Genomic DNA, 25,834 nt, shown 5'->3' with positions numbered 1-25,834 from the left:
GAAGGGCCCGGCATGCCGGACCCCTGAGTCGGTATTAGAAGCTTACCACTTTTTGTTCAGAAGACGGTCGATACTGAAACCGCCCGGGCCGGCAATCGCCAGTACGATGAAGCCACCGGCGATAGTCAGGTTCTTCATGAACATCAGCTGGTTTACGCCGTCCGCAAAGTTGGTATGGAACAGTACCGCGGTCAGAAGGGTAAAACCGGCAGTGAACAGCGCCACGGTGCGGGTCAGGAAACCGAACAGAATTGCCAGGCCACCGCCAAACTCCAGCAAGATGGTCAGCGGCAGCAAGAAGCCAGGTACGCCCATCGCCTGCATGTATTGCTGGGTGCCGGCATAGGCATCACCCATTTTGCCGTAACCTGCCACGATAAACAGGATTGGCATCAGAATACGAGCAACCAGCAAACCTGTATCTTCTAATTTTTTCATCATCTACTCCAAAGTGATTTTAGTTCGCCAGTCTTGGCGTTGACCATGTTAGCGGGCGGTATGTCGGGTTTCTGACCCTGTCCTGCCCGTTATGCGTTTGATGGAGTGAATGTTAATCGGGAAGCGATTCAGTTGTTAGCAAGTAAAACTGTCGTATTTTTTCAAAAAAACTGAATCTATAGTCTGCTAACAAATAATGGGGAATCAGAAAGTTGCCCAGCCTTTATCGACAGAAAGAATGAATTTCTGTGAAAAAGCGGGCGTAACGACGAAAGCGTTGAATAAAAAAGGGGGATTTACTTGGAAGAAAAGGTTTTCTGGATCAATCGGATAGTACCGAAGATGCCAAAGGCGCGGCGTGACCAGCGAATCAGTTTGCTTGGGTGGCGGATGCCGTAAAGCGCCATCACGCTGGAGCCGACAACCAGGTATTTGCGCAGGCCGAAAAGGGTTTGCCAGCCGCGATCGATGCGTTCGGTTTTTTCCAGCCACAGAGTTTTGTTTTCGGCCAGATCCAGCCGTTGTTGCTGGATCTGCCGAATCAGTTTCTCTTTTCTCCACTCCAGGTAGCGACGGCGGTTCATTTTTCGCCCTCCAGCTCGGAACGGTCGATCTCCAACTGTTTGCGCGTAGCGCCCAACAGGGTGGAGCGGCGTGCTTTGACCAGCGTCCAGATGGCGCCGAAAATGGCCAGGAACAGCAGTACGCCCGTGGTGACACCTAACGCCATCAGGCGGTAGATAGGGTCAATGGCCCAGAAAATCAGGATCAGCAGGCTCATCAGGCCGAATGCGGTGAACAGCAGGGTCATGCCGGCCATGATCAGCAACTGAATGAGATTGGCTTTCTCCTCTTCCAGCTCGACAACCGCCAGGCGCACCCGGGTTTCAACCATACTCACCAGAATGGTGATGATGCGCTGGGCGACATCCAGGACCCCTTTGGCGGGGCCCTGTGCACGAACTTGTGGTTGTTCTGCCATAATTAGCGGCGCGCTAACAGAACGCCCAGCACCACGCCAACCGCAGCGCCGATACCGATACCTGTCCACGGATTATCACGTACGTAATCATCCGCCTGGCCGGCGATTTGCTTGGTCTGGGAAGCAATTTTGTCCCCGGCGTCGCTCAGGCGAACGCGGGTATCTTTCAAGGCGCTTTCGGCTTTGGAGCGCAGCTTTTCCAGCTCGGCTTTGGGTTTATCGGTGGAAGAGTTCAGCACTTCTTCCAGCGTATCGGCTAAGGATTTAAGTTCAGCGCGTAAGTTTTCTGCATTTGAATCATGTGCCATGTGATTATTCCTTAACGTTAACTTCGACAGACTTTCAACATAGCGGATTTTTTCGCCGGAGCAAAGGGTGAATGGGTAGCTGATATCACTAGGCATCCATTCTATATGCAATAAAAATCCCGTGTGACGCGGCTCTCGGCGATAAATACGCTGGTATAAAAAATTACTCCGCCTGGGCCTGCTCAAGTTCGGCCTGTGCTTCCGTCAGCTTTTTCTGCTTCTTGGCGACTTTATCCAGATTGCCGGTTTGCTGAGCTTTTTTCAGCTCTTGCTGACGTTCAGCGACCTTGCTTTGTTTCTCTTCGATTTTTTTCTGGCGATCGGCCTGCAGGCCCGCTTCCGTGCAGTTGGTCTGTACTTCGCTCAGCGCCTTTTTCAGCCCGGCTATGCGGTTATGATTGCCATGTTGGGTGGCGTAATCAATCTGTTGTTGGATGCTTTGTGCCTTGGCCGCACAACCACCTTCGGCGGCAAGCGACAGGGCCGGCAATGCACATAACGGGAGGGCCAGTAAGAGTGAGTGGCGTAATTTCATGCTATCGGTTCCTTGTTAACTGGGATGCATCGGTACGCATCCGCTTTTCCTGACTGCTTGCAAAAGCAGTGCGACAGGAGTCTACGCAGCTAGCTTTCAGCATAGTCTTGGATCGCGCAGACCCCCAAAGAATCAGCCGCAGTTCGATGGCGATTGATGATTAATTGAGCGGGGCGTAAAAACGAAAGGAAAACCCTTCATTCGAAGGGGTATTATCCCAGATTGAGTGGGGCGCGTGCAAATTCACGCACCCAATGAGTCGGAACAGGGGATTCGCTCAGAGCGATGATATAACCCGGCGGTAAAATCGTTTGCAGCGCTTCGCGCGCCAGCAATTGCTGCTCTGGTGAATCGAGGCGGATCACCAGGCCATCACCTTCGGGGGTAATGCTTTTGATACGAATACCGCGCTCATCCAGCCGCTGATAGACAAAAAAACCGTCAGGCAGCGAAAGGCCTTGCTGGCCGGCTCGGATGCGCAGCTCGCTTTCGGTGCGCACCATACAGGGGACCAGCAGCGTCGCCAGCGCCAACAGGGCGAGTGCAATCAGCAAAACATACTGCCAGCGCGGGCGTTTTGCCATCACGCCCCTTTCCCCTGATTCTGGTTGTCGGCGCGTTTCTTGCGCCACAGCACGATCAGCGATCCCACCAGCCCAACGACCAGCAGCACCAGCGGCAACAGCATCAGGCAGAACATCAGTTGGTCTTCATATTTGCGGAACACCGGGGTTTTGCCCAAAGCAAAGCCCAGTGACGTCAGGATCACCACCCAAAGCAGACCGCTCATCCAGTTAAAGAATTGGAAGCGGGCATTACTCAGGCCGGAAAGACCGGCAATGGTAGGCAACAGGGTGCGGACAAACGCCAGAAAACGGCCGACCAGCAGAGCGGAAAGCCCGTGGCGGTGGAACAATTGGTGTGCGCGCTGGTGATAGTGCGCCGGCAGATGCGACAGCCAGCCTTGCACCGTTCGCGTATTGCCCAGCCATTTGCCCTGTATGTAACTGACCCAGCACCCCAGGCTGGCGGCGACGGTCAGGATCAGGATGGTGAGCGGGAAATTCATGGTGCCTTTGGCGATCAATACCCCAACCAGGATCAGCAGGCTGTCGCCGGGTAAAAAGGCCGCCGGCAGCAGGCCGTTTTCCAGAAATAAAATCAGAAACAGCAGGACGTAGAGCGTCCAGACCAGCGACGGGTTCGCCAGCGTCTCAAAATCCTGCTGCCATAGGGCATGTAACAGTTCTTTAATGATGTCCATCCGGTGTTCCTAAAACGTCATTGTTTGTCTTTATCTCAGCGGCGGATCAGGAGTGGGCTGAAAGCGCGTGGGCGATCCTGGCTGCTGATAACGATGAAACGGCGTTGCTTTTTAGTGAGTTCTCGTCGGTGCGACACCGGTCATGAGTGGTAAGTCAGCGTGCCACGATAAAGCATATTACTTTCTTTCCAGCCGCCGAGCCTGTTTTGCTGCTGCGGGGTATGCAGCATCCAGTCGGCCTGGATCAGCCGGTTGGGCACAGATAGGTGCTGACGCGGAAATCTGGCGTTATGGCCCAGCTCAGCGGCCAACGCATAGACCGGCTGCAATTGGGTGGAGGCTGGCAGCGAACCGGGGTAAGAATGCACACGCGGCAACAGCAGCGGCAATTTGCCGGGCGCTTTGCGCCGTAACTCTGCCGGAGACCGATAAACCTGGTCATAAGGGGACAACGCCGGGTTATCGAGCGATGGCAGGCTGCTCAGTGCCGTGGGGGTTGCTTTGGAGGGCGCCGCACATAGTTTTTGGCCGGAGACCGAGCCGGTCCAGCAAAAAAGAGCAATAAGCATGGCAAACAACCAGCGCATGTATTCGCGTTCCGCCCCGCAGCAAAGGGTAAAAAAAGTGGCCTAACTTTACCAAAATAGCACGATTGGCAACAGGGAAATCTACGTTGCCACCGGTGAAATACTACACGGCAATCGGCGGTTCAGGCATCGATTCAGCGGATTTTACATTACCTGACATAACCCAAAGGTTTTTGACCGCGTGCGTTATTTGTTTTCGGCGGTCACGCCGTCCAGATGCACCACCGGGTTTTCGGCGAACAGATAGCGGTCGGCGTTATATTCGAAATCGTCGCTGGTGGCGTTGAACAGCATTTGCTTGGTGTTTTCCAGGTGCTGCCACATCGCCAGTTTGGCGGCGTAAGGATCTTTACGTATCAACGCCTTGAGGATCTGATCGTGGTCATCACACCAACTGGCGATAGAGCGCTCGTCGATATGCTCGTGCAGCTTGATCCAGTAAGGATTATTCACCCGCTGGCTCCACATTTTTTCCACGATGGTGGCCATCGCGGTATTTTGCGTAGCCAGCGCCACCTGCACGTGGAATTTCAGATCCCATTGCGAATCACGGAAGCGATCTTCCTTGCGCGCATGCTCCTGGATTTCCATCAGTTGGACGATATCTTGCTTGGTGACCTGGGTGGCGGCGAATTCGGCGATGTTGCTTTCGATCAACTGGCGTGCCTGCAGCAGTTCGAACGGCCCGGCGGTGGCGAATTCAATGCTGTCGCCCGGTACCACCAGATGTTTTTGCTGGTTGGACATCACGTGGATCCCGGACCCCTTGCGCACGTCAACGTAGCCTTCCACTTCCAGCATGATGATGGCTTCGCGCACCACGGTGCGGCTGACGTTCATCTCCTCAGCAATGTAGCGCTCGGCCGGCAGCTTATCGCCCACCGGATAGCGGCCACTTTCAATGCGCTGCTTAAGCTCGGCGGCCAGTTGCTGATACAGGCGTCTGGTTTCAGTGAATTCCATAGTGAATGCTCTTAGGGTAAGAAGGGGCGTGGCTGTCGGATTTGTTATACCACTTATTCGGCAGGGCTGCCAGTGGCCGCAGGGGCGCCCGGCGCGTGGCCGGGCGGTGGGTTAACTGCGCGCCGGGGCCGGCTGCAGAGAGTCTTGCGTGGGCGGCAAGGCCGGCCTGTTTTGCAGGACGGTCCAGATAACGATGGCGCCGAGAATATCGAATACCGACAGCGCGGCGAACAGCGGGCTGAAACCCAGGGTATCCGCCAACGCGCCGACCACCAGCGCAAACAGGGTACTGGCGGTCCAGGCCGCCATGCCGGTCAGGCCGTTGGCGGTCGCTACCTCGTTACGGCCAAATACGTCTGAAGACAGGGTGATCAGCGCGCCGGACAGCGCCTGGTGAGCAAAACCCCCGACGCACAGCAGCGCGATGGCGGCATAGGGGCTGGTGAACAGGCCAATCATACCGGGGCCAATCATCAGCACCGCGCCCATCGTGACCACCAGCTTGCGTGAAACGATCAGGTTCACCTTAAAGTGTTTCTGGAAAAACGGCGGCAGATACCCGCCAACGATGCAGCCGAGATCGGCGAACAACATCGGCATCCAGGCGAACATGGCGATCTCTTTCAGGTTAAAGCCATAGGCTTTGAACATGAATAACGGGATCCAGGCATTAAAGGTACCCCAGGCCGGCTCTGCCAGAAAACGCGGCAGCGCGATGCCCCAGAACTGGCGGTTGCGTACGATCTGCCAGGCGGACATTTTCTTGGCGTTGCCGGTCTGGTGTTGCGGTTCCTGGCCCTCGAGGATGTAATCCCGCTCTTGCTGGCTGAGTTTCTTCTGATCTTTCGGGTGCTTGTAGAAGATCAGCCAGCAGATGGCCCAGATCAGACTCAGTATGCCGGTAATGATAAACGCCATTTCCCAGCTGTGGGCGACGATGGCCCAGACCACCAGCGGCGGCGCGATCATCCCGCCGATCGACGAACCTACATTAAAGTACCCTACGGCGATGGAACGCTCTTTGGCCGGGAACCACTCGCTGCTGGCCTTCAGGCCGGCGGGGATCATTGCCGCTTCGGCCATGCCCACGGCGCCGCGCGCCAGCGCCAGCCCGCCCCAGCTGTTAGCCAGCGCGGTAGCCATGCAAAACAGCGCCCACAGGATGGCGAACATGGCGTAGCCCACCTTGGTGCCCAGGACGTCCAGCACGTATCCCGCCACCGGTTGCATCAGGGTGTAGCAAGCGGAATAAGCGGCGACGATGTAAGAATACTGTTGCGTGGTGATATGCAAGGTGCCTTCCAGCGTCGGCGCCGCCACGGCAATCGCGTTGCGGGTCAGGTAACCCAGCACGGTGCCGATGGTTACCAGCCCAATCATGTACCAGCGTAACCCTTTAATTTTACGCATCCGAAATATCTCCCAGTCTTTAAGAGGCCGCGGCGGTTAAGGTGGCGGCGTGTAGGGTGTGATTCCTTTTCGTTGCTCTGCACCGGCCCTTCCATCACCGTCGCATTCCCAACGCACCAGCGACGGGGTGGCGAGACAATAACTTGTCATACAGATTTAAAAGTTGAGTGATATCACAAAAGCCGAGATTCAATTTGGCCATAGGCTTTGGCCCATAATCACGTGATTCAGGCCGTGTTTCGCCGTGAGATTGTGTATTTAGCGCCATTTTTCGAGGGAAATAGCCCGCAGGCTGGGATAAGATTTTGCTGGACGCTCCGTGTAATTGGTGTGATAACTTTGTCGTGTCGAACACTGGGCCGAACGGCCAGCAAGGTGAGGAGCCTGATATGGCGACGTTTTTAAATGAAGATTTCTTGTTGGGCAGTGAATTTGCCCGGCGTTTGTATCATGACTATGCGGCGGATCAGCCGATCTTTGACTACCACTGTCATTTGCCGCCGGAACAGATCGCCGAGAATACCCGCTTCAAAAACTTATATGACATCTGGTTAAAGGGCGATCACTACAAGTGGCGGGCGATGCGCACCAACGGCGTGGCCGAACGTCTGTGCACCGGCGATGCCGGCGACCGCGAGAAGTTTGACGCCTGGGCTGCCACCGTGCCCCATACCATCGGCAATCCGCTGTATCACTGGACCCATCTCGAACTGCGCCGTCCGTTCGGCATCACCGGCACGCTGCTTTCACCGACCACGGCGGACGATATCTGGCATCGCGGTAACGCGCTGTTGGCGCAGGACGATTTCAGGGCGCGCGGCATCATGCAGCAGATGAAGGTCAAAATGGTCGGCACCACTGACGATCCGATCGACGATCTGCGCCACCATAAAGCGATTGCCGCCGACGACAGTTTCGATATCAAGGTGCTGCCAAGCTGGCGGCCGGATAAGGCGTTCAATATCGATGCGCCGGGCTTTAACGATTACCTGAAAAAGCTGGAGGCGGCAGCGGATATTAATATCAGCCGCTTCACCTCGCTGTGCGACGCGCTGAAAAAACGCATGGACCACTTCGCCGCCCACGGCTGCAAAGTGGCTGACCATGCACTGGACGTGGTGGTGTATGGCGAAGCGAACGAAGCCGAACTGGACGCCATTCTGGCCCAACGCCTGAGCGGCAAACTGCCTGGACCGGAGCAGAGCGCCCAGTTCAAAAGCGCAGTGCTGCTGTTCCTGGCCGCTGAATATCAACGCCGTGAATGGGTACAGCAGTATCACATCGGCGCATTGCGCAATAACAACAGCCGGATGCTGGCAAGCGTTGGCCCGGATATCGGCTTCGACTCCATTAACGACCGGCCGCTGGCAGAGCCGCTTTCCCGCTTGCTGGATGCCCAATCCCGGCAGGGAGGATTACCGAAAACCATCCTGTATTGCCTTAACCCGCGCGATAACGAAGTGATCGGCACCATGGTGGGTAATTTCCAGGGGGAAGGCACGCCAGGCAAAATGCAGTTTGGTTCAGGCTGGTGGTTCAACGATCAGAAAGACGGCATGCAACGCCAGATGACGCAGTTGGCACAGCTTGGCCTGCTGAGCCGTTTTGTCGGCATGTTGACCGACAGTCGCAGCTTCTTGTCGTATACCCGTCATGAATATTTCCGCCGCATTCTTTGCCAGATGATAGGACGCTGGGTGGAAGAGGGGGAAGCGCCGGCGGATATCGCGCTGCTCGGCGAGATGGTGAAAAACATCTGCTTCGACAATGCCAAAAATTATTTCGCCATTGAACTGGCGTAGCCGCTGCCCGAGGTTGGTTTATGCAAAGCATCGTAAAAATTCATTCGCAGGATAATGTGGCGGTGGCGCTGCGCGATCTGGCCGACGGAGAAACGCTGGCGCTGGAAGCGCTGACTATTCGGCTTTCGCAGCCGGTGGCGCGTGGGCACAAGTTTGCGCTGCAGCCGATCGCAGCCGGCGAGACGATCATCAAGTACGGGCTGCCGATCGGCCATGCGTTGGTCGCCATAGAGCCGGGCGTGCACATCCACTCGCAAAATGCCAAAACCAACCTGAGCGATCTGGACAGCTATCAGTACCAACCGGAATTTCCCGCGCTGCCGCCGCAGGCTGCGGATCGTGAAGTGCAACTCTATCGCCGCAGCAGCGGCGAGGTGGGGATCCGCAACGAACTGTGGATCGTGCCGACCGTCGGCTGCGTCAACGGCATTGCCCGGCAGATCCAGCAGCGTTTTCTGAAGGAAACTCAGGATGCGCAGGGGATCGATGGCGTACACCTGTTCAGCCATCCGTTCGGCTGTTCGCAATTGGGGCAGGATCATGAAAACACCCGTACCATGCTGCAAAATATGGTGCGCCATCCGAACGCCGGCGCGGTGCTGGTGATTGGCCTGGGGTGCGAGAACAATCAGGTCGATGTTTTCCGCAGCACGCTGGGGGCGACGGATGAGCAGCGGGTGCGCTTTATGGTGTGCCAGCAGCAGGACGATGAGGTGGAGGCCGGGCTGGAGCAACTGCATGAGTTGTACCGGGTCATGCGCGACGATCGTCGCCAGCCGGGTAAATTGAGCGAGTTGAAGTTCGGCCTGGAGTGCGGCGGATCGGACGGGCTATCCGGCATCACCGCCAACCCGCTGCTGGGGCGGTTTTCCGACTATGTGATCGCCAACGGCGGTACCACGGTGCTGACCGAGGTGCCGGAGATGTTTGGCGCAGAACGGATCCTGATGAGCCGCTGTCGCGATCGAGCGACCTTCGAGAAAACCGTCAGTATGGTCAACGATTTCAAACAGTACTTTATCGCCCATAACCAGCCGATTTATGAAAACCCTTCGCCGGGCAACAAGGCGGGCGGTATTACCACCCTGGAAGAAAAATCCCTCGGTTGCACGCAGAAAGCCGGGCAGAGCCGGGTGGTGGACGTGCTCAAATACGGCGAGCGGCTGCGGCAGCCTGGGCTAAACCTGCTCAGTGCGCCCGGCAATGATGCGGTGGCGACCAGCGCGCTGGCCGGCGCCGGCTGTCATATGGTGTTGTTCAGTACCGGGCGCGGCACGCCCTACGGCGGCTTCGTTCCCACGGTAAAACTGGCGACCAACAGCGAACTGGCGGCGAAAAAACCGCACTGGATCGACTTCGACGCCGGGCAATTGATCCACGGCACGCCGATGGATCGCCTGCTGGAACAGTTTGTCGATCTGATCGTGGCGATCGCCAATGGCCAAGCGGCGCGCAACGAAGCGAACGATTTCCGCGAGTTGGCGATTTTTAAAAGCGGGGTGACATTGTAAAGCACCGGCAGCGGGAGTAGCATAAAACAGCGTTTCACTTTTAACGTTCTTGTCTCCCGCTTCAGGATCCCCTAATGACGTTTTATTGGTTTGCCCAGGCTGTGGGCGTGTTGGCTTTTCTGGTAGGTATCACCAGTTTTTTCAATCGCGACGACCAGCGTTTCAAGCTGCAACTATCCGGATACAGCCTGATCATTGGTATCCACTTCTTCCTGATGGGGGCGAGCGCCGCCGGCAGCAGTGCGTTGCTCAGCGCCTGCCGCAACCTGGTTTCAATGCGCACTCGCAGCCTGTGGGTGATGTGGCTGTTTATCAGTTTGACGCTGACCATTGGCCTGACGCACTTCCAACATCCCATCGAACTGCTGCCGATCTTCGGTACGTCGATCAGCACCTGGGCGCTGTTTCGCACCCGTGGGCTGACGACCCGCTGCGTGATGTGGTGTTCCACCGCCTGCTGGGTCACGCATAACATCTGGCTCGGGTCGATAGGCGGTTCGCTGATAGAAGGCAGCTTCCTGCTGATGAACGGCTTCAACATTATCCGTTTCCGCCGCCTGCAACTGCGCGGCATCGATCCTTTCGCGGTAGAAAAAAAGGCGCCCATTGGGCGCCTCGCTGACGATCGTTAACCGCTTAACGCACCTTCAACGGGTCTTCATCCGCCAGGCGTTGATCTTCCGCCTGGCAGGCCGCCGCGGTGAACAGCACGTCGGTAGAAGAGTTCAGTGCGGTCTCTGCGGAGTCCTGCAACACGCCGATGATAAAGCCCACCGCCACGACCTGCATGGCGACATCGTTCGGGATGCCGAACATGTTGCATGCCAGTGGGATCAGCAACAGCGAACCGCCGGCCACGCCGGAAGCGCCGCAGGCGCAGATCGCCGCCACCACGCTCAGCAGCAGCGCGGTCGGGACGTCAACCGGAATGCCCAGAGTGTGCACCGCCGCCAGCGTCAGCACGGTAATGGTGATCGCCGCGCCGGCCATATTGATGGTTGCGCCCAACGGGATAGAAACCGAGTAGGTGTCTTCGTTCAGATTCAGCTTCTTGCACAACTCCATATTCACCGGAATGTTGGCGGCCGAGCTGCGGGTGAAGAACGCGGTCACGCCGCTTTCACGCAGGCAGGCGAACACCAGCGGATAAGGGTTGCGGCGGATTTTCCAGTAAACGATCAGCGGGTTCAGCACCAGCGCGACCAGCAGCATACAGCCGATCAACACCACCAGCAGTTGCGCGTAGCCCCACAGCGCGCCGAAGCCGGTTTCCGCCAGCGTCGAAGCCACCAGGCCGAAGATGCCGAGCGGTGCACAGCGGATCACCGCGCGCACCACCAAGGTGACTGCATGCGACATGTCGTTAATCAGCGACTTGGTGGTTTCCGAAGCGTGGCGCAGCGCCAGCCCCAGGCCAATCGCCCAGGCCAGGATGCCGATATAGTTGGCGTTAATCAGCGCGTGGAACGGGTTGGCGACCACGCTCATCAGCAGGCTTTTCAACACTTCAACAATACCGCCCGGCGGGTTGATGTCCGCATTGCCGGTAACCAGCGCCAGATTGGACGGGAACATAAAGCTGACTACCACCGCCACCAGCGCCGCAGCGAAAGTCCCCAGCAGATAGAGGAACAGGATCGGGCGAATATTGGTTTTCTGCCCGTGCTTGTGGTTGGCGATTGAGGCCATCACCAGTACCAATACCAATACTGGAGCCACCGCTTTCAACGCGCCGACGAACAGCGCGCCAAGCAGCCCGACGGCGGAGGCTGTCGCCGGTGAAACCAGCGCTACGATAATACCGGCCGCCAGACCGACCATGATTTGCTTAACCAGGCTGCCCTGTATGATCCGTTGTAAAAGTTTTTGCATAATGCTTTTCTTCCCGGTGATGTTGCGCACAGACTGACTGCCTCGACAGGAACGCTGCCGGGCAATTTTTATTTCTATCCGTAACTAAATATGTTTGCCAAACCAGTATTCAGTAAACGAATGGGGTTGGAAAGGGGAGGAAGTGAAATTCTGAGGACGGATCAACTCTTGATAACATACTGGCTACATTTGTGTGATCGCAATAACGTTTGGTGTTTTGGACGAATTGCCAAACAATCACGGGGCGGCTAGCGCCCCGGATAACAGATTATGGCGCTTTATTCGCCAGGCGATCGTTGCGGCGGTTAACCCAGGCATTGATCAGCAGCGTTAATGTCAGAATACCGGCTACCACGCCGAGCGAAACGCCGATCGGGATATGGAAGAAGTCGATAATCAGCATCTTGACGCCGATAAACATCAGAATGATCGACAGGCCGTATTTCAGCATCGAGAAGCGTTCCGCCACGTTGGCCAGCAGGAAATACATGGCGCGCAGGCCCATGATGGCAAACAGGTTAGAGGTCAGGACGATAAACGGATCGGTAGTCACGGCAAAGATGGCCGGAATGCTGTCGACCGCGAAAATCACGTCGCTCAGCTCCACCAGGATCAACACCAGCACCAGCGGCGTAGCGAACAGCAACCCGTTGCGACGCACGAAGAAACGTTCGCCTTCGAGGTTGTCGGTCATGCGCAGGTGGCTGCGCAGCCACCTTACCAGCGGCTTGTCGCCAATCGCCGAATCGTCTTCCTTCGCCAGCGCCATTTTGATACCGGTGAACAGCAGGAAGGCACCGAACAGATACAGCAGCCACTGGAACTGGGTCACCAGCCAGCTACCGGCGAAGATCATGATGGTACGCAGCACGATCGCGCCCAATACGCCAAAAATCAGCACGCGTCGTTGCAGGTTAGCCGGAACGGCAAAGTAACTGAACAGCATCAGCCAGACGAAGACGTTATCGACCGCCAGTGCTTTTTCGATCAGGTAACCGGTGAGGAAGGCGAGCGCCTGCGTATCGGCGACGGCGCGCCCGGCGGTTTGGTTCAGGTAGTACCAGAAACCCAGGTTGAACAGCAGGGAAAGGCTGACCCACACCAGCGACCAACTGGCGGCCTGCTTCAGCGTCATGGTGTGCGCGCCTTTGCGGCCCTGCAGCAGTAAGTCGATTGCGAGCATCACAACTATGATGGCGGCGAAACTGCCCCATAACCAAGGTGTGCCAACAGTATTCATCATCAGAGATATCCTTCAAAAACAAAAACGGCCAACGTCGGAAGACGCCAGCCGCTTTGTGAACGCTACAAGCAAACCTCGCCTTCCGGCAAGGTCTCACTTACAACGTTGATGAAGGTGCACCCGCAGTGCCCGCCACTCATGTTGCCCGGTAACCGGATGCTTGCGCACCGTAATGACGATTAACCGGCAATGAAGTTACTCCCCTTTGCATCGCAGAAAGTAATGCAAAATGTGTCAGCGGTCAACGTTTATCACGCTAGCCGGCCAGGGCCTTTTGCGCGCCGAGACTGACGACGAAACCTTGCAGCAGCAACCGGCTGAAGGGCGTATCGCTAACCTGCTGTTGCTTAAGCTGATACTCCGTCTGCTGCTCGGGGTACAGTTCGCCGAGCCAGCTCAGGTATTGATGCATCACCGCGCCGTTAAATTCCGGATGGAACTGGGTGGTCAGTGCGTGATCGCCATAACTGATGATCTGACAGGCGTCCTGTTGTGAGCGAGCCAGCACCTTCGCGCCGGCAGGCGGCGTCAGTACGCTTTGCGAGTGGATCAGATTGGCCTTGAAATGCGGCGGCAGCATCGCCAGGCGGCGATCGTTGGCGGCGTCTGGCAGCAGTTCGATATCCAGCGTACCGACTTCCATGCCTTGCGGGTGGTAACCCACTTCACCGCCGAGCGCATAGGCCAGCAATTGGTGGCCGTAACAGGCGCCGAAAATCGGTAGCTTGATCTGCATCGCCTGACGCAGCCACTCGGCGGCCTGCTCGCTCCACGGTAATTGTTCGGTGACCATCGCTGCGGATCCGGTAATTACCACGCCGGCGTAGTTTTGCGGCGCCGGCAGCGGTTCGCCTGACGGAAGATGCACGATTTGCACGCGATCGGCGGCGATGTTGCCCTGTTGCAGGAACATCCCGTCGAAATTGCCTTTATCACGACGTATTGCCTCCGGCGCATCGCCGGTTTGCATCAACAATAGCGGTTTCATGTCATTCTCCATCGGCAGGGAAGGTCACGCCGGTCTGGCGGCGGATTTCGGTCAGCAACTGGGCGACGATCAGCGAGTTTTCTAACCCCGGATGTTCCACCTGCCGTTTTTCAACCAGCTCGGCGAAGGCTTGTGCCTCATACAGCATGGTATTGATATGCTGCGGTTGGGTCAGATCCTGACGATTGCCACCGCGCGGCGTCAGCGCCACACCCTGACACTCCGAAATTTTATCAATGACCAGCGTCCCTTCTTCACCCTGGATCTCGCTCGGAATATCCGAGTTGCTGACCTTGGAATGAGAAATGGTTACGTCAAAATCCCCGTAATTGAGGCAGGCGGTTCCATGCGCATCAACGCCGGTGTCCAGCAGCGCGGCGCTGGCGATCACGGATTTTGGTGCGCCAAACAGCGCTACGGCACTGGCCAGGCAATAGTAGCCAATGTCCATGATAGAGCCATTGGAAAACTGCGGGTTAAAGGTGTTTGGGTTCTCGCCGGCCAGATAGCGCGGATAGCGCGAAGAGTATTGGCAGTAGTTGATAAAGGCTTTGCGCAACCTGCCGATTTTCGGCAGCGTCTGCTTCAGGGTCAGGAAATTCGGCAGATGGGCGCTTTTGAAGGCTTCGAACAGCACCACCTGGTTTTCGCGTGCGCAGGCGACCAGTTGTTCTGCTTCGCGCAGGTTGGAGGCCAGCGGCTTTTCGCAGATCACGTGCTTTTTATGGCTGAGGAACAGCAGCGATTGCTGGCAATGCAGGGAATTGGGGCTGGCGATGTATACCGCATCGATGGCGTCGGATTGGGCCAGCGCCTCCAGGGAATCGAAAAACAGACTGACGTGATAGTTGGCGCCAAATGCCTGCGCTTGCTCGAGCTTGCGCGAATAGATGGCGGTCAGCTTCAGTTTGCCGCTTTCATGTGCGGCATCGATAAAGCGTTCCGTAATCCAGTTGGTGCCAACAACGGCAAAGCGAATCATAGATATCTCCGGTTCCCAAGCCCTATACCCTGTGAATTTCAAGTGTGGCACAGGGTAGAAAGAACCAGATTATCACGGCAATTACCGAAGGCGAATCCCGCTATGCATACAGATCGCCAAAGACAGAGAGGTGGGTCAGGTACAGTCGGGTGTCGAATTCCAACTGATGGTAATTCGGCTCCATATGGCAGCACAGGCTGTAGAAGGCTTTGTTGTGATCCTTCTCTTTCAGATGCGCCAGTTCATGTACCACGATCATGCGCAGGAACGGCTCCGGCGCCAGCTTGAATACCGTCGCCACGCGGATTTCTGCCTTGGCCTTCAGCTTGCCACCCTGTACGCGTGAAATGGCGGTGTGCATGCCAAGCGCGTGTTTCATCACCTGGATTTTACCGTCGTAGGCCACTTTGCTCAGCGGCTGGGCGTTGCGCAGGTATTGGTTTTTCAGATCGACGGTATACTGATAAAGCGACTTGTCGGTGGTGCAATCATGCACCTGCGGATAGCGCTGCAACAGCACATCCCCCAGCCGCTGCTGGTCGATCAACTGCTGCACCTGGCTTTGCAGATGTTCAGGGTAACCCTGCAGGTAAGTCAGTTCTCTTTCATGCATGGGTAACATTACGCCCCAGTATTTCCATAATCGGACGCAGCCGTTCACGTTGCATATTTGCCTGTCTGGCTTCCCAACGGTCGTGGGCTGCTTGCAGGTTTAGCCAAAAATCAGCCGTGGTTTCGAACAAGTCTGCAAACAGATTGGCTTCCGCAACGCTGAGACGGCGATGACCGTTGCATAAGCGGTTTACCGTGGCGCGAGTGACCCCCAAAACCTTCGCCAGATCTTCCTGGCCGATACCCAGCGGAGTTAAATACTCTTCTTGCAGCACTTCCCCTACTGTCGTGGGTTTTCGGGTTGTGGTTTCTAACATACATTCTCCCTTGCTCAGGTATCTTGATGTGGGTCCAGATAAATCTGTTCTGCGGCATCATGGCGCCATTGGAACATTAAACGCCATTGCATATTAACCCGCATGCTGGACCAGCCTTGAAAGGGGCCGGACAGGCGTTTGTAATAATTACCGGTTGGATGATGTAAATCACATTCCTTTTGTGCGGCGGCCAGTATATCGAGTTTTCTGGCCAATTGGCGTTCAAGGGGGGAAGGAATCAAACGATTGCGCCGGCCTTCCCGATAGAATTTTTCCAGATATCTGTCCCGGAAAGATTTAATCATCTGAGTCCCCATTCCATTGGGTGAATGATTGTAACATTTAAAGTTACATTACGGCAGGTTAAAAATAACTCAACAGAGTGTGAGCGGAAGGAATGCTATAGCTATCAGGACAGAAACGCGGGATTGGGTTTCAGATACGCGAGTGAATGCGCAATTTATCCGAAAAAACATTTTACTGATGGACGTTTTTAGGGGATAAACAGCCCAAATTTTATCAGTCAGGAGGGGCAATGAGCCAACTCGATCTGGGAACACAGCAACTTGAGCTGGAGCGTTATCCCCAACAGGAAGAATCCACCCAATTGCAGGCGTGGGAAGCGGCAGACGAATATCTGCTGCAACAGCTTGAAAATGTAGACATTGGCGATCGTCCGGTGCTGATTTTCAACGACAACTTCGGTACGCTGGCCTGTGCGCTGCACGGCCATCAGCCCTACAGCATCAGCGATTCATACATGAGCCAGCTGGCTACGCGCCATAATCTGAAGCTCAATGAGCTGGATCCGGAGCAGGTTACGCTGCTGGACAGCCTCGCCGAACTGCCTGCATCACCGGCAGTGGTGTTGATCCGCATACCCAAGGCGCTGGCGCTGCTGGAACAGCAACTGCGCTCGCTGCGCAACGTGGTGGCGCCGGACACGGTGATCATCGCCGGAGCCAAGGCGCGCGATGTGCACACCTCAACCATGCAGCTGTTTGAAAAGGTGCTGGGGCCGACGCGCACCAGCCTGGCATGGAAGAAAGCGCGCCTGATCCACTGCGAAGTGGCGGACATAGTGCCACCGGCGGCACCGGAAACCACCAACTGGACGCTGGACGGCACCGATTGGCTGATCCACAACCATGCCAACGTGTTCTCACGCGGCAGCCTGGATATTGGCGCTCGTCTGTTCCTGGACAATCTGCCGCACGATCTGGACGGTCACATTGTCGATCTCGGCTGCGGTAACGGCGTTATTGGCCTGGCCGCGCTGGTGCAGAACCCGCAGGCGCAGATGAGCTTTGTCGATGAATCTTACATGGCGGTGGCGTCCAGTGAGTTGAACGTGGAGCGCAACCTGCCGCAGGAGCTGGATCGCTGTCAGTTTGAAGTGAATAACTCACTGGCAGGGATTGAGCGCGAAAGCGTGCAGGCAGTGCTGTGCAACCCGCCGTTCCACCAGCAGCATGCGATCACCGATCATACCGCCTGGCAGATGTTCTGTGACGCCAAGCGTTGCCTGCAGGTGGGCGGCGAGCTGCGCATCGTCGGCAATCGTCATCTGGATTACCACCAGAAGCTGAAGCGTCTGTTTGGTAACTGCACCCTTGTGGCATCCAACAAGAAGTTTGTGATCCTGAAAGCGGTGAAATCCGGCGCACGTTACTGAGTAACCGGGGGCGCAATGCATGCGCCCCTTAATGAATGGCTATTTATTACAGTGCCATCGCCAGCCGCGTACCCTGATCGATTGCGCGGCGGGCATCCAGCTCGGCGGCAACGTCCGCACCGCCAATCAAATGCACGGTTTTTCCCATCGCCAGCAGCGGCTGCTGTAGTTCGCGGCGTGGTTCCTGCCCGGCGCAGATAATCACCGTATCCACCGGCAGACAGCTTTCCTGCTCGGCGCGTGAAATGTGCAATCCTTCCTCATCAATACGTTGATAGTTCACGCTATTGAGCATCTTGACGCCACGCATTGTCAGGCTGGTGCGGTGGATCCAACCGGTAGTTTTCCCCAGGCCTTCACCCACTTTGCTGGTTTTGCGCTGCAGCAGATAGATTTGCCGCGGCCCGCGCTCCGCCACCGGCCCTTGCGCCGCCAGCCCGCCGCGTTGGCTGAGCTGGCCATCGATACCCCATTCACGGTTAAATTCTGCTTGATCCAGACTGCTCGACACACCGTGCTGGCTGAGGTACTCGGCGGTGTCGAAGCCGATGCCGCCGGCGCCGATAATCGCCACCCGCTGGCCGACCGGCTTTTTGTCGCGCAATACGTCCAGATAAGTCAGCACCTTGGCGTTATCAATCCCTGGGATCGCCGGCGTGCGCGGCACTATGCCGCAGGCGAGGATCACTTCGTCGAATTCCGCCAGATCGGCGGCTTCTACCTGCGTACCCAGTTTCACCGTCACCTCAAGCAGTGCCAGCTGGCGGCGGAAGTAGCGCAGGGTTTCGTGGAATTCTTCTTTACCGGGGATCTGCTTGGCGATATTGAACTGCCCGCCAATCTGATCGGCGGCATCGAACAACGTCACCCGGTGGCCGCGGCTGGCGGCGGTGGTGGCAAACGCCAGCCCGGCCGGCCCGGCGCCGATCACCGCCAGCTTTTTCGGCTTTTCGGCCATGGTCAGCGGCATTTCGGTTTCGCGGCAGGCGCGCGGGTTCACCAGGCAGGAGGTGAGCTTGCCTTCAAAAATCTGATCGAGACAGGCCTGATTGCAGCCAATGCAGGTGTTTATTTCGTCGGCGCGCCCTTCGGCAGCTTTTTGCACAAAAGCGGCGTCGGCCAGGAACGGGCGCGCCATCGACACCATGTCGGCGCAGCCGTCCGCCAGCACTTGTTCTGCAACCGCGGGGTCATTGATGCGGTTGGTGGTGATCAGCGGGATGCGCACTTTGCCCATCAGCTTGCGGGTCACCCAACTGAAACCGGCACGCGGCACCATGGTGGCGATAGTCGGGATCCGCGCCTCATGCCAGCCAATGCCGGTGTTGATCAGGGTTGCGCCCGCCTGTTCTATCGCCAGCGCCAGCTGTTCGATCTCCTGCCAGCTGGAGCCGTCTTCCACCAGATCGAGCATCGACAGGCGGTAAATCAAAATGAACTCGCGGCCAACCGCCTGACGCACCGCCCGGACGATCTCCACGGCAAAACGCATGCGGTTGCTGAAACTGCCTCCCCATGAGTCATCGCGCTGGTTGGTGCGCGACACCAGGAATTGGTTGATCAAATAGCCTTCGGAACCCATCACTTCTACGCCGTCGTAACCGGCCTGCTGCGCCAGCAGTGCACAGTGGGCGAAGTCGGCGATGGTCTGTTCGATCTCCGCCTCGCTCAGCGCGGTCGGGGCGAAAGGGTTGATCGGCGCTTGCAGCGCGGACGGCGCCACCGGCTGCGGTTGATAGCTGTAGCGGCCGGCATGCAGGATCTGCAAAGCAATTTTGCCCCCGGCCCGGTGGACGGCATCGGTGACGATCCGGTGATGATCGACCTGATCCCGGCGGCTGAGAGTGGAACCGCCGCGGTATACCACGCCTTTTTCATTGGGGGCGATACCGCCGGTCACGATCAGCGCTACGCCGGCCGCTGCGCGTTCGGCATAGAAAGCGGCCATGCGTTCCGGGCCATCGGGAAGTTCTTCCAGGCCGGTGTGCATCGATCCCATCAGCACCCGGTTTTTCAGGGTGGTGAAGCCGAGATCCAGCGGCGCCAGCAGGTGTGGGTAATTGCTCATTGCAGTCTCCATCGCGTCTTTCATCGTTATTATTATGTTCGACCCAAGTGGTCGGATGAGATAAATCTAGCCGTTGTCTGTGCCATTGGGAATCTGCGTTGCGCTGAATGTGATAGATGTCATGAATCTTTGTAGTTGTTTGCATAGTAGACAAGTTATCGGATAACCTTTGCCTGCGGCATATCCATGCCTTCTCTGCGGAGCCATAACCGAAAATGAACAAACACGCCTGTTGATATCTTGTCCCATGCTGAGCACGCCGGTGCCGGATGGGGATGCTTTGATTTCACTCAGGAGTGCTTATGGCTCATTTTGCGCAATCCCCTTATTTTGTTTTACACCAACTGACCTGCCAGCTTGCTAACGGCGAAATGCTGTTCGGCCCGCTGGATCTCACTTTCGATCAACAACACTGTGGCCTGGTTGGGCGCAACGGCGTCGGCAAAACCCGTCTGCTGCGCCTGATCGCCGGCCTGGATCAACCGGGTGGCGGGCATGTGGAAAAACATGCTTCGCTGGCCTATGTGGCGCAACAGCCGGAGATTGCAGCGCAGATCACGCTGGCGCAATTGCTGGGCTATGGCGAAGTGTTTGCCGCGCTGGCGCGCATTGAGCAGGGGCGTCCGTTGGCGGACGATATCGATCGCCTGGAAGGGCAGTGGGATCTGAAAGATCGTCTGCACGCCGCCTTTACCGCAGCCGGGCTGCCGGCGTTCGATCCGCTGCGGCCGGCCGGCTCCCTGAGCGGCGGGGAGCGAATGCGCGCGGCACTGTGCAGCGCGCTGCTGGGCGGTGCGGATTGCTTGCTGCTGGATGAACCGACCAATCATCTTGATACCGACGGGCGCGACTGGCTGTACCGGCAGTTGGCGCAGTGGCGCGGCGGGCTGCTGGTTGCCAGCCACGATCGGCAATTGCTGGCGCGTATGGCGCGCATCGTCGAGCTGACGCCCGACGGGCTGCACAGCTATGGCGGCAACTACGATGACTATCGCCGGCAGCGCGATTTGGAGCAGCAGGCGGCGCGAGCCGGCTGGGAACATGCCCGGCAGGAGCGCAAACGCGCTCGCGCCCGGCAGCAGAAAGAACACGACATCAGCCAGCGGCGCTCAGCCCAAACGTTGAGAACCGTCGACACGCTGAATATCGCCTCTTTCGAACGTGTGGCCTACAAGGCGGCGGCCAAAGAGAGCCTCGGCACGCTGCGCAAACAGCATCAGGACCAAAAAGGCAGCCTCGATGCCGCCGTGCGCGAGGCGTACCAGCGGGTGGAAGAAGACAGTCCGGTGATGTTGACCCTGCCAGGCAGCGCGGTGATGCCGGGCAAACAGGTACTGGTGCTCGAGCAGCTGCAACTGCCTTTTGTCAGTGCGCCGCCGCTGGATATGCGTATCGACGGGCCGATGCGCGTAGCGCTGACCGGCCCGAACGGCTGCGGAAAATCCACGTTACTGAAGGTGATTCTCGGCCAGTTGGCTGCGGTGTCCGGTCACGTTCACTGCCCGCTGCCAATGGCTTACCTCGACCAAACCCTGTCGCAGTTCGATTCGCGGCTATCGGTGATGGCGCTGCTGGGGTTGCAGGATTCTCCGCTGGCCGAGGGGGCATTGCGCACCCAACTGGCGCAGTTGCAACTTGGTGCGGAACGGATCAGGTTGCCGTTGGCGGCGCTGAGCGGTGGAGAAAGGCTGAAGGCGGCGCTGGCCTGTGCGCTGTGGCGTAAGGAGCCGGCGCAATTGCTGTTGCTGGACGAGCCGACCAACCATTTGGATCTTGCTTCGTCACTGGCCATTGAGGCCGCGCTGGCGGAGTTTCCCGGTGCGATGCTGGTGGTCTCGCACGACGAAGCCTTCCTGCGGGCGCTGAAACTGACTCATCGCCTGCACTGGCAGGACGAGGGCTGGCAGTTCAGGGCGCTGTAATGCATTGCAGCAACAGGGTAAAGGCGGCGGCCATCTGTTCCTCCGGCACGCAGGCGAAGCCCATCAGCAGCCCGCGGCGGTGGTTGGGCAGCATATAGTAACGCGACAGCGGCCGCACCAGCACGCCGCGTGCGGCGGCGGCGGCGGCGATCGCCACGTCGTCGGCTTCGTCCGGCAGGTTCAGGATCAGGTGCAACCCGGCGTTGTTGTTGAATTCGCTCAGCGCCTGCTTGCCCAGATGCTGCTCAATCAACGCGGTCAGAAATGCCCGCCGCCGGGCATACAGCAGCCGCATGCGGCGAATATGCGCGGTGTAGTGGCCTTCCTGAATAAACTGCGCCAGCGCGGTCTGGATCAGCAGGTGTCCGCCGCGATACAGTTCGGCGTGCGCGGTTTTCAGCGCCGTCATCAAGGGTTTTGGCAGCACCACGTAACCCAGCCGCAGCGCCGGGTACAGCGTCTTGCTGAAGGTGCCGATATAAATCACCGGCGCATCGGCTTCCAATCCTTGCAGCGCCGGGATGGGCTGGCCGGAAAAGCGGAATTCGCTGTCGTAGTCATCTTCGACAATCCAGCTGCCGCCGTTGCGCGCCAATGCCAGCAACCGCTGCCGCCGCGCCAGGCTCATCACCGATCCCAGCGGATACTGGTGCGATGGGGTGACGAAAATCAGTCGTGGCGAGCCGGTTGGCTGCTCCGGCGGCACCATGCCGGCCTCATCGACCCCCAGCGGGCAGATATTCACGTCGTTCATCCGCAGAATATTGCGGATCCCCCAATAACCCGGTTCTTCAATCCACGCGTCGTCACCCGGATTGCACAGCATGCGCGTCACCAGATCTATCGCCTGATGAATACCTTCGGTAATCAAAATTTGCTCTGGCGAGCAGCGCACCGAACGCGCCACGCGCAGATAGTCCACCAATGCATGCTGTAACTCCGGGCTGCCGCCCTGATTGCTGTAGGTCAGTCGCTGCGGGACCGGGCGGCGGCTGATGCGCGCCTGGATCTTGCTGAACAGCTGGTGAGGAAAGGCGTTGACGTCGGGTACGCCGGGGATAAACGCGCCCCACTGTTTGGGGCTGGCGCTGGCGTGATGCAGCAGGGTGGATCCTCGGGCCGACAGCTCAATGCGCCGTTGTTCTCCGTCACTGCCTGCGGGGGCGCTGACGGCAGATAAACAGCTGTCCGGCACGGTTTCGGCGACGAATGTGCCGCTGCCTGCGCGTGCCAAAACATAACCTTCTGCCAAAAGTTGTTCATAAACGGTTAATACGGTGTTGCGTGACAGCCTGAGTTCCTGCGCCAGATCGCGCGAGGCGGGCAGGCGGCTGGAGGGCGGCAAACTGCCGTCCAAAATGCTGGTGCGGATCGCGTTATACAGCCGCTTGTGCAGCTTATCATCGGGCTGTTCGCCGAGGCGCTGCAATAACAGATCACCACTCAGTGAGCGCAATTGGATCCCTCAATTAATCGTAACTGGCACTCGATTATAGAGCCACATCCTGTGTAAATAAACGTCATTGTTTCACGAATGTGAACGAAACGTACAACGGACACCGAGCGGAGAGAACAGCATGAAAAACGCAGAACTGAATCAACGTCGCCAGGATGCCACCCCACGCGGGATTGGCGTGATGTGCGGTTTTTACGCCGAGCGTGCGGAGAACGCCACGCTGTGGGACGTAGAAGGCAATGAGGTTATCGATTTCGCTTCCGGTATTGCTGTTCTGAATACAGGACACCGGCATCCGAAGGTGATCGCCGCCATTGAACGGCAACTGAAGGCCTTCACCCACACCGCTTATCAGATTGTTCCCTACGAAAGCTACGTCTCGTTGGCAGAGCGTATCAACCAGCGCGCACCGATCGAAGGCCCTTGCAAAACCGCCTTGTTCACCACCGGCGCCGAAGCGGTGGAAAACGCGGTCAAAATCGCCCGCGCCTATACCGGCCGGCCGGGCCTGATCACCTTTGGCGGCGGTTTCCATGGCCGCACTTACATGACCATGGCGCTGACCGGCAAAGTGGCGCCTTACAAGCTGGGCTTCGGGCCCTTCCCCGGTTCGGTGTTCCACGGCCAGTACCCTAATGCGCTGTATGGCGTGACCACCGAAGACGCGATGAACAGCCTGGAGCGCATCTTTAAGGCGGATATCGATCCCAAACAAGTGGCCGCCATCGTGCTGGAGCCGGTGCAGGGCGAGGGCGGTTTCAACATCGCGCCGGCCGATTTTATGCAGGCGCTGCGCGAACTGTGCGACCAGCACGGCATTTTGCTGATTGCCGACGAAGTGCAGACCGGTTTTGCCCGTACCGGCAAGCTGTTTGCCATGGAGCATTACGCGGTGAAACCGGATCTGATCACCATGGCGAAAAGCCTGGCGGGCGGTATGCCGCTGTCGGCGGTGGCCGGCCGTGCAGAGGTGATGGATGCCCCGGCGCCGGGCGGGCTGGGCGGCACCTATGCCGGTAACCCGCTGGCGGTGGCCGCGGCACTGGCGGTGCTGGACGTGATTGACGAAGAACAGCTGTGCCAGCGTTCCCAACGTTTGGGCCAGCATTTGGTAGAAGTGCTGCAACAGGCGCGTAAAACCAGCCCGGCGATCGCGGATATTCGCGCGCAGGGATCGATGGTGGCGGTGGAGTTCAAGGATCCGGCGACCGGCAAGCCTTCGGCGGAGATCACCCGTCAGGTACAGCAGAAGGCGCTGGAAGAGGGCCTGCTGCTGTTGAGCTGCGGTGTGAACGGCAACGTGATCCGCTTCCTGTATCCGCTGACCATCCCTGAGGAGCAGTTCACCCAGGCGCTGGGCATTCTTTCCCGCGCGTTGGCCCAATAAGGAGTGACCGGCAATGAAACTGAATAATCCCGAGCTGCTGCGCAGCCAGTGCCTGATTAACGGTGAGTGGTGCGACGCGTTGAGCGGCCAGCGTGAAGCGGTCATCAACCCGGCGACCGGCGCAGAGCTGGCAAGCATTCCGTTGGTCAGCGAAGAAGAAACGCAGCAGGCGATTAACGCAGCGCAGTTGGCGCAGCAGGGCTGGAAACAGCTGACGGCCAAACAGCGCTCCGTACTGCTGCTGGCCTGGGCCGACAAGGTACTGGCGGCCCAGGAGGATTTGGCGCAGTTGATGACTGCCGAGCAGGGTAAATCGCTGGCGGAAGCGCGTGGTGAAGTCGCCTATGCCGCTTCGTTTATTACCTGGTTCGCCGAAGAGGCCAAGCGCGTCGACGGCGCCGTGTTACAGGCGCCACTGGCTTCGCAGCGCCTGGTGGTAGTGAAACAGCCGATCGGCGTTTGCGCGGCGATCACGCCGTGGAACTTCCCGGCGGCGATGATCACCCGCAAGGTTGCGCCGGCGCTGGCGGCGGGCTGCGCAATTATTGTCAAACCGGCCGAGCAGACGCCGCTGACCGCGCTGGCGTTGGCGAAGCTGGCGCAGGATGCCGGTATTCCGCCGGGCGTGCTGCAGGTGGTGACCGGCGACGCAGCGCAGGTAGGCAAGGTGCTGTGCGACAGCCCGGTGGTGCGCAAACTGAGCTTTACCGGTTCGACCGAGGTCGGCCGCATTTTAATGGCGCAGTGCGCGCCAACGATTAAAAAATTGTCGCTGGAGCTGGGGGGCAACGCGCCGGTGATCGTTTTCGACGACGCCAATCTGGACGCGGCGGTGGCGGGCATCATGGCCTCAAAATTCCGTAACAGCGGCCAGACCTGCGTTTGCGCCAACCGCATCTACGTGCAGGACGGCATCTACGACAGTTTGGTGGACAAACTGGTGGCGGCGGTCGAGCAACTGAAGGTCGGTGACGGCAGTCATGAAGGCACCACCCAGGGGCCGCTGATCGATCAGGACGCGGTGGATAAAGTGCAGAGCCACATCGACGATGCCTTGATCAAAGGCGCGCAGATTGCTATTGGCGGGCAGCCGCACGAACTGGGCCGTACCTTCTTCCAGCCGACGGTGGTGACTGGTGTGACGCAAAAAATGCGCTTCGCCCGGGAAGAAACCTTTGGCCCGGTGGCGCCGTTGTTCCGTTTCCATGATGAAGCGGAAGCGATCGCCATGGCCAACGACACCGAATTCGGTCTGGCCGCTTATCTGTTCACGCAAAGCGCCTCGCGCCAGTGGCGAGTGCCGGAAGCGCTGGAATACGGCATGGTCGGCATCAACACCGGGCTGATCTCCAATGAAGTCGCGCCGTTTGGCGGTGTGAAGCAATCAGGACTCGGACGTGAAGGATCGCGTTACGGCATTGAAGAATATCTGGAGCTGAAATACCTGTGTATCGATGTGAGCTGTTAACCACCGGGAAATTAACCTGCCCCGGTGGCCGGAGCCGCCGGGCA

General features: G+C 58.0%; 26 protein-coding genes. 7 read left to right on the top strand and 19 right to left on the bottom strand.

What is annotated here, in order from left to right; all coding sequences use genetic code 11:
* Positions 1-42: 42 nt before the first annotated feature.
* The 10 genes from D4100_RS19725 to D4100_RS19680 all read right to left on the bottom strand — a co-directional run bounded on the left by D4100_RS19725 (position 43) and on the right by D4100_RS19680 (position 6,487).
* Positions 43-438, bottom strand: coding sequence for a DoxX family protein (locus tag D4100_RS19725; RefSeq protein WP_006320496.1), 396 nt, complete (start codon positions 436-438; stop codon positions 43-45).
* Positions 439-734: 296 nt separating this feature from the next.
* The gene (locus D4100_RS19720) at positions 735-1,022 is read right to left on the bottom strand and encodes a YqjK-like family protein (RefSeq protein WP_006320497.1); all 288 of its coding nucleotides are present in this window, start codon (positions 1,020-1,022) and stop codon (positions 735-737) included.
* On the bottom strand, positions 1,019-1,420 hold the full coding sequence (locus tag D4100_RS19715) for a phage holin family protein (protein WP_006320498.1): 402 nt from the start codon (positions 1,418-1,420) through the stop codon (positions 1,019-1,021). The genes D4100_RS19720 and D4100_RS19715 overlap by 4 nt, the downstream gene beginning before the upstream one ends.
* Before the next feature lie 2 nt (positions 1,421-1,422).
* A complete protein-coding gene (locus tag D4100_RS19710; protein WP_004948431.1) occupies positions 1,423-1,728 on the bottom strand; it encodes an ElaB/YgaM/YqjD family protein in 306 nt (101 codons plus the stop codon).
* 163 nt (positions 1,729-1,891) lie between these two features.
* Positions 1,892-2,263, bottom strand: a complete 372-nt coding sequence (locus tag D4100_RS19705; RefSeq protein WP_006320500.1) for a DUF1090 domain-containing protein — start codon at positions 2,261-2,263, stop codon at positions 1,892-1,894.
* Positions 2,264-2,475: 212 nt separating this feature from the next.
* Entirely contained in the window at positions 2,476-2,847 is a 372-nt protein-coding gene (gene mzrA, locus D4100_RS19700; protein ID WP_006320501.1) for an EnvZ/OmpR regulon moderator MzrA, read from the bottom strand.
* Positions 2,847-3,527, bottom strand: coding sequence for a DedA family protein (locus tag D4100_RS19695; protein WP_006320502.1), 681 nt, complete (start codon positions 3,525-3,527; stop codon positions 2,847-2,849). Before D4100_RS19695 ends, mzrA begins: the two co-directional genes overlap by 1 nt.
* A 140-nt stretch (positions 3,528-3,667) precedes the next feature.
* Complete coding sequence (locus D4100_RS19690) at positions 3,668-4,114, bottom strand: hypothetical protein (RefSeq protein WP_006320503.1); 447 nt, start codon at positions 4,112-4,114, stop codon at positions 3,668-3,670.
* Positions 4,115-4,300: 186 nt separating this feature from the next.
* A complete protein-coding gene (gene exuR, locus D4100_RS19685) occupies positions 4,301-5,077 on the bottom strand; it encodes a transcriptional regulator ExuR (protein WP_006320504.1) in 777 nt (258 codons plus the stop codon).
* 111 nt (positions 5,078-5,188) lie between these two features.
* Entirely contained in the window at positions 5,189-6,487 is a 1,299-nt protein-coding gene (locus D4100_RS19680; RefSeq protein ID WP_006320505.1) for an MFS transporter, read from the bottom strand.
* 389 nt (positions 6,488-6,876) lie between these two features.
* Between D4100_RS19680 and uxaC the strand changes: the two genes are divergently transcribed.
* From uxaC to D4100_RS19665, 3 genes are all read left to right on the top strand, one after another.
* Positions 6,877-8,289 carry a glucuronate isomerase gene (gene uxaC / locus D4100_RS19675; protein ID WP_119805073.1) on the top strand — a complete coding sequence of 471 codons (1,413 nt, stop codon included), beginning with the start codon at positions 6,877-6,879 and terminating at the stop codon, positions 8,287-8,289.
* Positions 8,290-8,309: 20 nt separating this feature from the next.
* Positions 8,310-9,800, top strand: coding sequence for a UxaA family hydrolase (locus tag D4100_RS19670; protein WP_119805072.1), 1,491 nt, complete (start codon positions 8,310-8,312; stop codon positions 9,798-9,800).
* A gap of 74 nt (positions 9,801-9,874) precedes the next feature.
* On the top strand, positions 9,875-10,432 hold the full coding sequence (locus tag D4100_RS19665) for a YgjV family protein (protein WP_006320511.1): 558 nt from the start codon (positions 9,875-9,877) through the stop codon (positions 10,430-10,432).
* 4 nt (positions 10,433-10,436) lie between these two features.
* Here D4100_RS19665 and sstT read toward each other — a convergent pair whose 3' ends face one another.
* From sstT to D4100_RS19630, 7 genes are all read right to left on the bottom strand, one after another.
* Positions 10,437-11,672 carry a serine/threonine transporter SstT gene (gene sstT / locus D4100_RS19660; RefSeq protein ID WP_006320512.1) on the bottom strand — a complete coding sequence of 412 codons (1,236 nt, stop codon included), beginning with the start codon at positions 11,670-11,672 and terminating at the stop codon, positions 10,437-10,439.
* 268 nt (positions 11,673-11,940) lie between these two features.
* Entirely contained in the window at positions 11,941-12,915 is a 975-nt protein-coding gene (locus D4100_RS19655; RefSeq protein ID WP_006320513.1) for a TerC family protein, read from the bottom strand.
* A gap of 256 nt (positions 12,916-13,171) precedes the next feature.
* On the bottom strand, positions 13,172-13,903 hold the full coding sequence (locus D4100_RS19650) for a glutamine amidotransferase (RefSeq protein ID WP_119805071.1): 732 nt from the start codon (positions 13,901-13,903) through the stop codon (positions 13,172-13,174).
* A gap of 1 nt (position 13,904) precedes the next feature.
* Positions 13,905-14,885 (bottom strand): Gfo/Idh/MocA family protein, encoded by a 981-nt coding sequence (locus D4100_RS19645; RefSeq protein WP_006320515.1) that lies wholly within the window; start codon positions 14,883-14,885, stop codon positions 13,905-13,907.
* A 100-nt stretch (positions 14,886-14,985) separates the two neighbouring features.
* Positions 14,986-15,498 (bottom strand): M48 metallopeptidase family protein, encoded by a 513-nt coding sequence (locus D4100_RS19640; RefSeq protein WP_006320516.1) that lies wholly within the window; start codon positions 15,496-15,498, stop codon positions 14,986-14,988.
* Positions 15,491-15,814: a HigA family addiction module antitoxin gene (locus D4100_RS19635; RefSeq protein ID WP_006320518.1), complete on the bottom strand. Its 324-nt coding sequence runs from the start codon at positions 15,812-15,814 to the stop codon at positions 15,491-15,493. The genes D4100_RS19640 and D4100_RS19635 overlap by 8 nt, the downstream gene beginning before the upstream one ends.
* A 14-nt stretch (positions 15,815-15,828) precedes the next feature.
* Positions 15,829-16,119: a type II toxin-antitoxin system RelE/ParE family toxin gene (locus D4100_RS19630; RefSeq protein ID WP_119805070.1), complete on the bottom strand. Its 291-nt coding sequence runs from the start codon at positions 16,117-16,119 to the stop codon at positions 15,829-15,831.
* Between the two features lie 230 nt (positions 16,120-16,349).
* Here D4100_RS19630 and rlmG point away from each other — a divergent pair, with 230 nt between their 5' ends.
* Positions 16,350-17,489, top strand: a complete 1,140-nt coding sequence (gene rlmG / locus D4100_RS19625; RefSeq protein ID WP_006320522.1) for a 23S rRNA (guanine(1835)-N(2))-methyltransferase RlmG — start codon at positions 16,350-16,352, stop codon at positions 17,487-17,489.
* Between the two features lie 46 nt (positions 17,490-17,535).
* On the opposite strand, the gene D4100_RS19620 is transcribed toward rlmG, so the two are convergent.
* Positions 17,536-19,557, bottom strand: coding sequence for an oxidoreductase (locus D4100_RS19620; RefSeq protein ID WP_119805069.1), 2,022 nt, complete (start codon positions 19,555-19,557; stop codon positions 17,536-17,538).
* Positions 19,558-19,859: 302 nt separating this feature from the next.
* Between D4100_RS19620 and D4100_RS19615 the strand changes: the two genes are divergently transcribed.
* The gene (locus tag D4100_RS19615) at positions 19,860-21,479 is read left to right on the top strand and encodes an ABC-F family ATP-binding cassette domain-containing protein (RefSeq protein ID WP_119805068.1); all 1,620 of its coding nucleotides are present in this window, start codon (positions 19,860-19,862) and stop codon (positions 21,477-21,479) included.
* Here the strand turns inward: D4100_RS19615 and pdxR are convergent.
* Positions 21,466-22,935, bottom strand: coding sequence for a MocR-like pyridoxine biosynthesis transcription factor PdxR (pdxR, locus tag D4100_RS19610; protein WP_119805067.1), 1,470 nt, complete (start codon positions 22,933-22,935; stop codon positions 21,466-21,468). The genes D4100_RS19615 and pdxR overlap by 14 nt on opposite strands.
* Before the next feature lie 121 nt (positions 22,936-23,056).
* Between pdxR and D4100_RS19605 the strand changes: the two genes are divergently transcribed.
* The gene (locus D4100_RS19605; RefSeq protein WP_119805066.1) at positions 23,057-24,322 is read left to right on the top strand and encodes a 4-aminobutyrate--2-oxoglutarate transaminase; all 1,266 of its coding nucleotides are present in this window, start codon (positions 23,057-23,059) and stop codon (positions 24,320-24,322) included.
* A gap of 13 nt (positions 24,323-24,335) precedes the next feature.
* On the top strand, positions 24,336-25,790 hold the full coding sequence (locus tag D4100_RS19600; protein ID WP_119805065.1) for an NAD-dependent succinate-semialdehyde dehydrogenase: 1,455 nt from the start codon (positions 24,336-24,338) through the stop codon (positions 25,788-25,790).
* Positions 25,791-25,834: the final 44 nt, after the last annotated feature.

This window comes from Serratia inhibens, assembly GCF_003591175.1.
Classification (GTDB): Bacteria; Pseudomonadota; Gammaproteobacteria; order Enterobacterales; family Enterobacteriaceae; genus Serratia; species Serratia inhibens.
The sequence above is the reverse complement of the archived record's forward strand: the minus strand, read 5'-3'. Positions and strand labels throughout refer to the sequence as shown.

Excerpts from the sequence above, each read along its gene's own strand:
- D4100_RS19725 (WP_006320496.1), bottom strand. The coding sequence starts at position 438 with ATGAAAAAATTAGAAGATACAGGTTTGCTGGTTGCTCGTATTCTGATG.
- D4100_RS19720 (WP_006320497.1), bottom strand. The coding sequence starts at position 1,022 with ATGAACCGCCGTCGCTACCTGGAGTGGAGAAAAGAGAAACTGATTCGG.
- D4100_RS19715 (WP_006320498.1), bottom strand. The coding sequence starts at position 1,420 with ATGGCAGAACAACCACAAGTTCGTGCACAGGGCCCCGCCAAAGGGGTC.
- D4100_RS19710 (WP_004948431.1), bottom strand. The coding sequence starts at position 1,728 with ATGGCACATGATTCAAATGCAGAAAACTTACGCGCTGAACTTAAATCC.
- D4100_RS19705 (WP_006320500.1), bottom strand. The coding sequence starts at position 2,263 with ATGAAATTACGCCACTCACTCTTACTGGCCCTCCCGTTATGTGCATTG.
- mzrA (WP_006320501.1), bottom strand. The coding sequence starts at position 2,847 with ATGGCAAAACGCCCGCGCTGGCAGTATGTTTTGCTGATTGCACTCGCC.
- D4100_RS19695 (WP_006320502.1), bottom strand. The coding sequence starts at position 3,527 with ATGGACATCATTAAAGAACTGTTACATGCCCTATGGCAGCAGGATTTT.
- D4100_RS19690 (WP_006320503.1), bottom strand. The coding sequence starts at position 4,114 with ATGCGCTGGTTGTTTGCCATGCTTATTGCTCTTTTTTGCTGGACCGGC.
- exuR (WP_006320504.1), bottom strand. The coding sequence starts at position 5,077 with ATGGAATTCACTGAAACCAGACGCCTGTATCAGCAACTGGCCGCCGAG.
- D4100_RS19680 (WP_006320505.1), bottom strand. The coding sequence starts at position 6,487 with ATGCGTAAAATTAAAGGGTTACGCTGGTACATGATTGGGCTGGTAACC.
- uxaC (WP_119805073.1), top strand. The coding sequence starts at position 6,877 with ATGGCGACGTTTTTAAATGAAGATTTCTTGTTGGGCAGTGAATTTGCC.
- D4100_RS19670 (WP_119805072.1), top strand. The coding sequence starts at position 8,310 with ATGCAAAGCATCGTAAAAATTCATTCGCAGGATAATGTGGCGGTGGCG.
- D4100_RS19665 (WP_006320511.1), top strand. The coding sequence starts at position 9,875 with ATGACGTTTTATTGGTTTGCCCAGGCTGTGGGCGTGTTGGCTTTTCTG.
- sstT (WP_006320512.1), bottom strand. The coding sequence starts at position 11,672 with ATGCAAAAACTTTTACAACGGATCATACAGGGCAGCCTGGTTAAGCAA.
- D4100_RS19655 (WP_006320513.1), bottom strand. The coding sequence starts at position 12,915 with ATGATGAATACTGTTGGCACACCTTGGTTATGGGGCAGTTTCGCCGCC.
- D4100_RS19650 (WP_119805071.1), bottom strand. The coding sequence starts at position 13,903 with ATGAAACCGCTATTGTTGATGCAAACCGGCGATGCGCCGGAGGCAATA.
- D4100_RS19645 (WP_006320515.1), bottom strand. The coding sequence starts at position 14,885 with ATGATTCGCTTTGCCGTTGTTGGCACCAACTGGATTACGGAACGCTTT.
- D4100_RS19640 (WP_006320516.1), bottom strand. The coding sequence starts at position 15,498 with ATGCATGAAAGAGAACTGACTTACCTGCAGGGTTACCCTGAACATCTG.
- D4100_RS19635 (WP_006320518.1), bottom strand. The coding sequence starts at position 15,814 with ATGTTAGAAACCACAACCCGAAAACCCACGACAGTAGGGGAAGTGCTG.
- D4100_RS19630 (WP_119805070.1), bottom strand. The coding sequence starts at position 16,119 with ATGATTAAATCTTTCCGGGACAGATATCTGGAAAAATTCTATCGGGAA.
- rlmG (WP_006320522.1), top strand. The coding sequence starts at position 16,350 with ATGAGCCAACTCGATCTGGGAACACAGCAACTTGAGCTGGAGCGTTAT.
- D4100_RS19620 (WP_119805069.1), bottom strand. The coding sequence starts at position 19,557 with ATGAGCAATTACCCACACCTGCTGGCGCCGCTGGATCTCGGCTTCACC.
- D4100_RS19615 (WP_119805068.1), top strand. The coding sequence starts at position 19,860 with ATGGCTCATTTTGCGCAATCCCCTTATTTTGTTTTACACCAACTGACC.
- D4100_RS19605 (WP_119805066.1), top strand. The coding sequence starts at position 23,057 with ATGAAAAACGCAGAACTGAATCAACGTCGCCAGGATGCCACCCCACGC.
- D4100_RS19600 (WP_119805065.1), top strand. The coding sequence starts at position 24,336 with ATGAAACTGAATAATCCCGAGCTGCTGCGCAGCCAGTGCCTGATTAAC.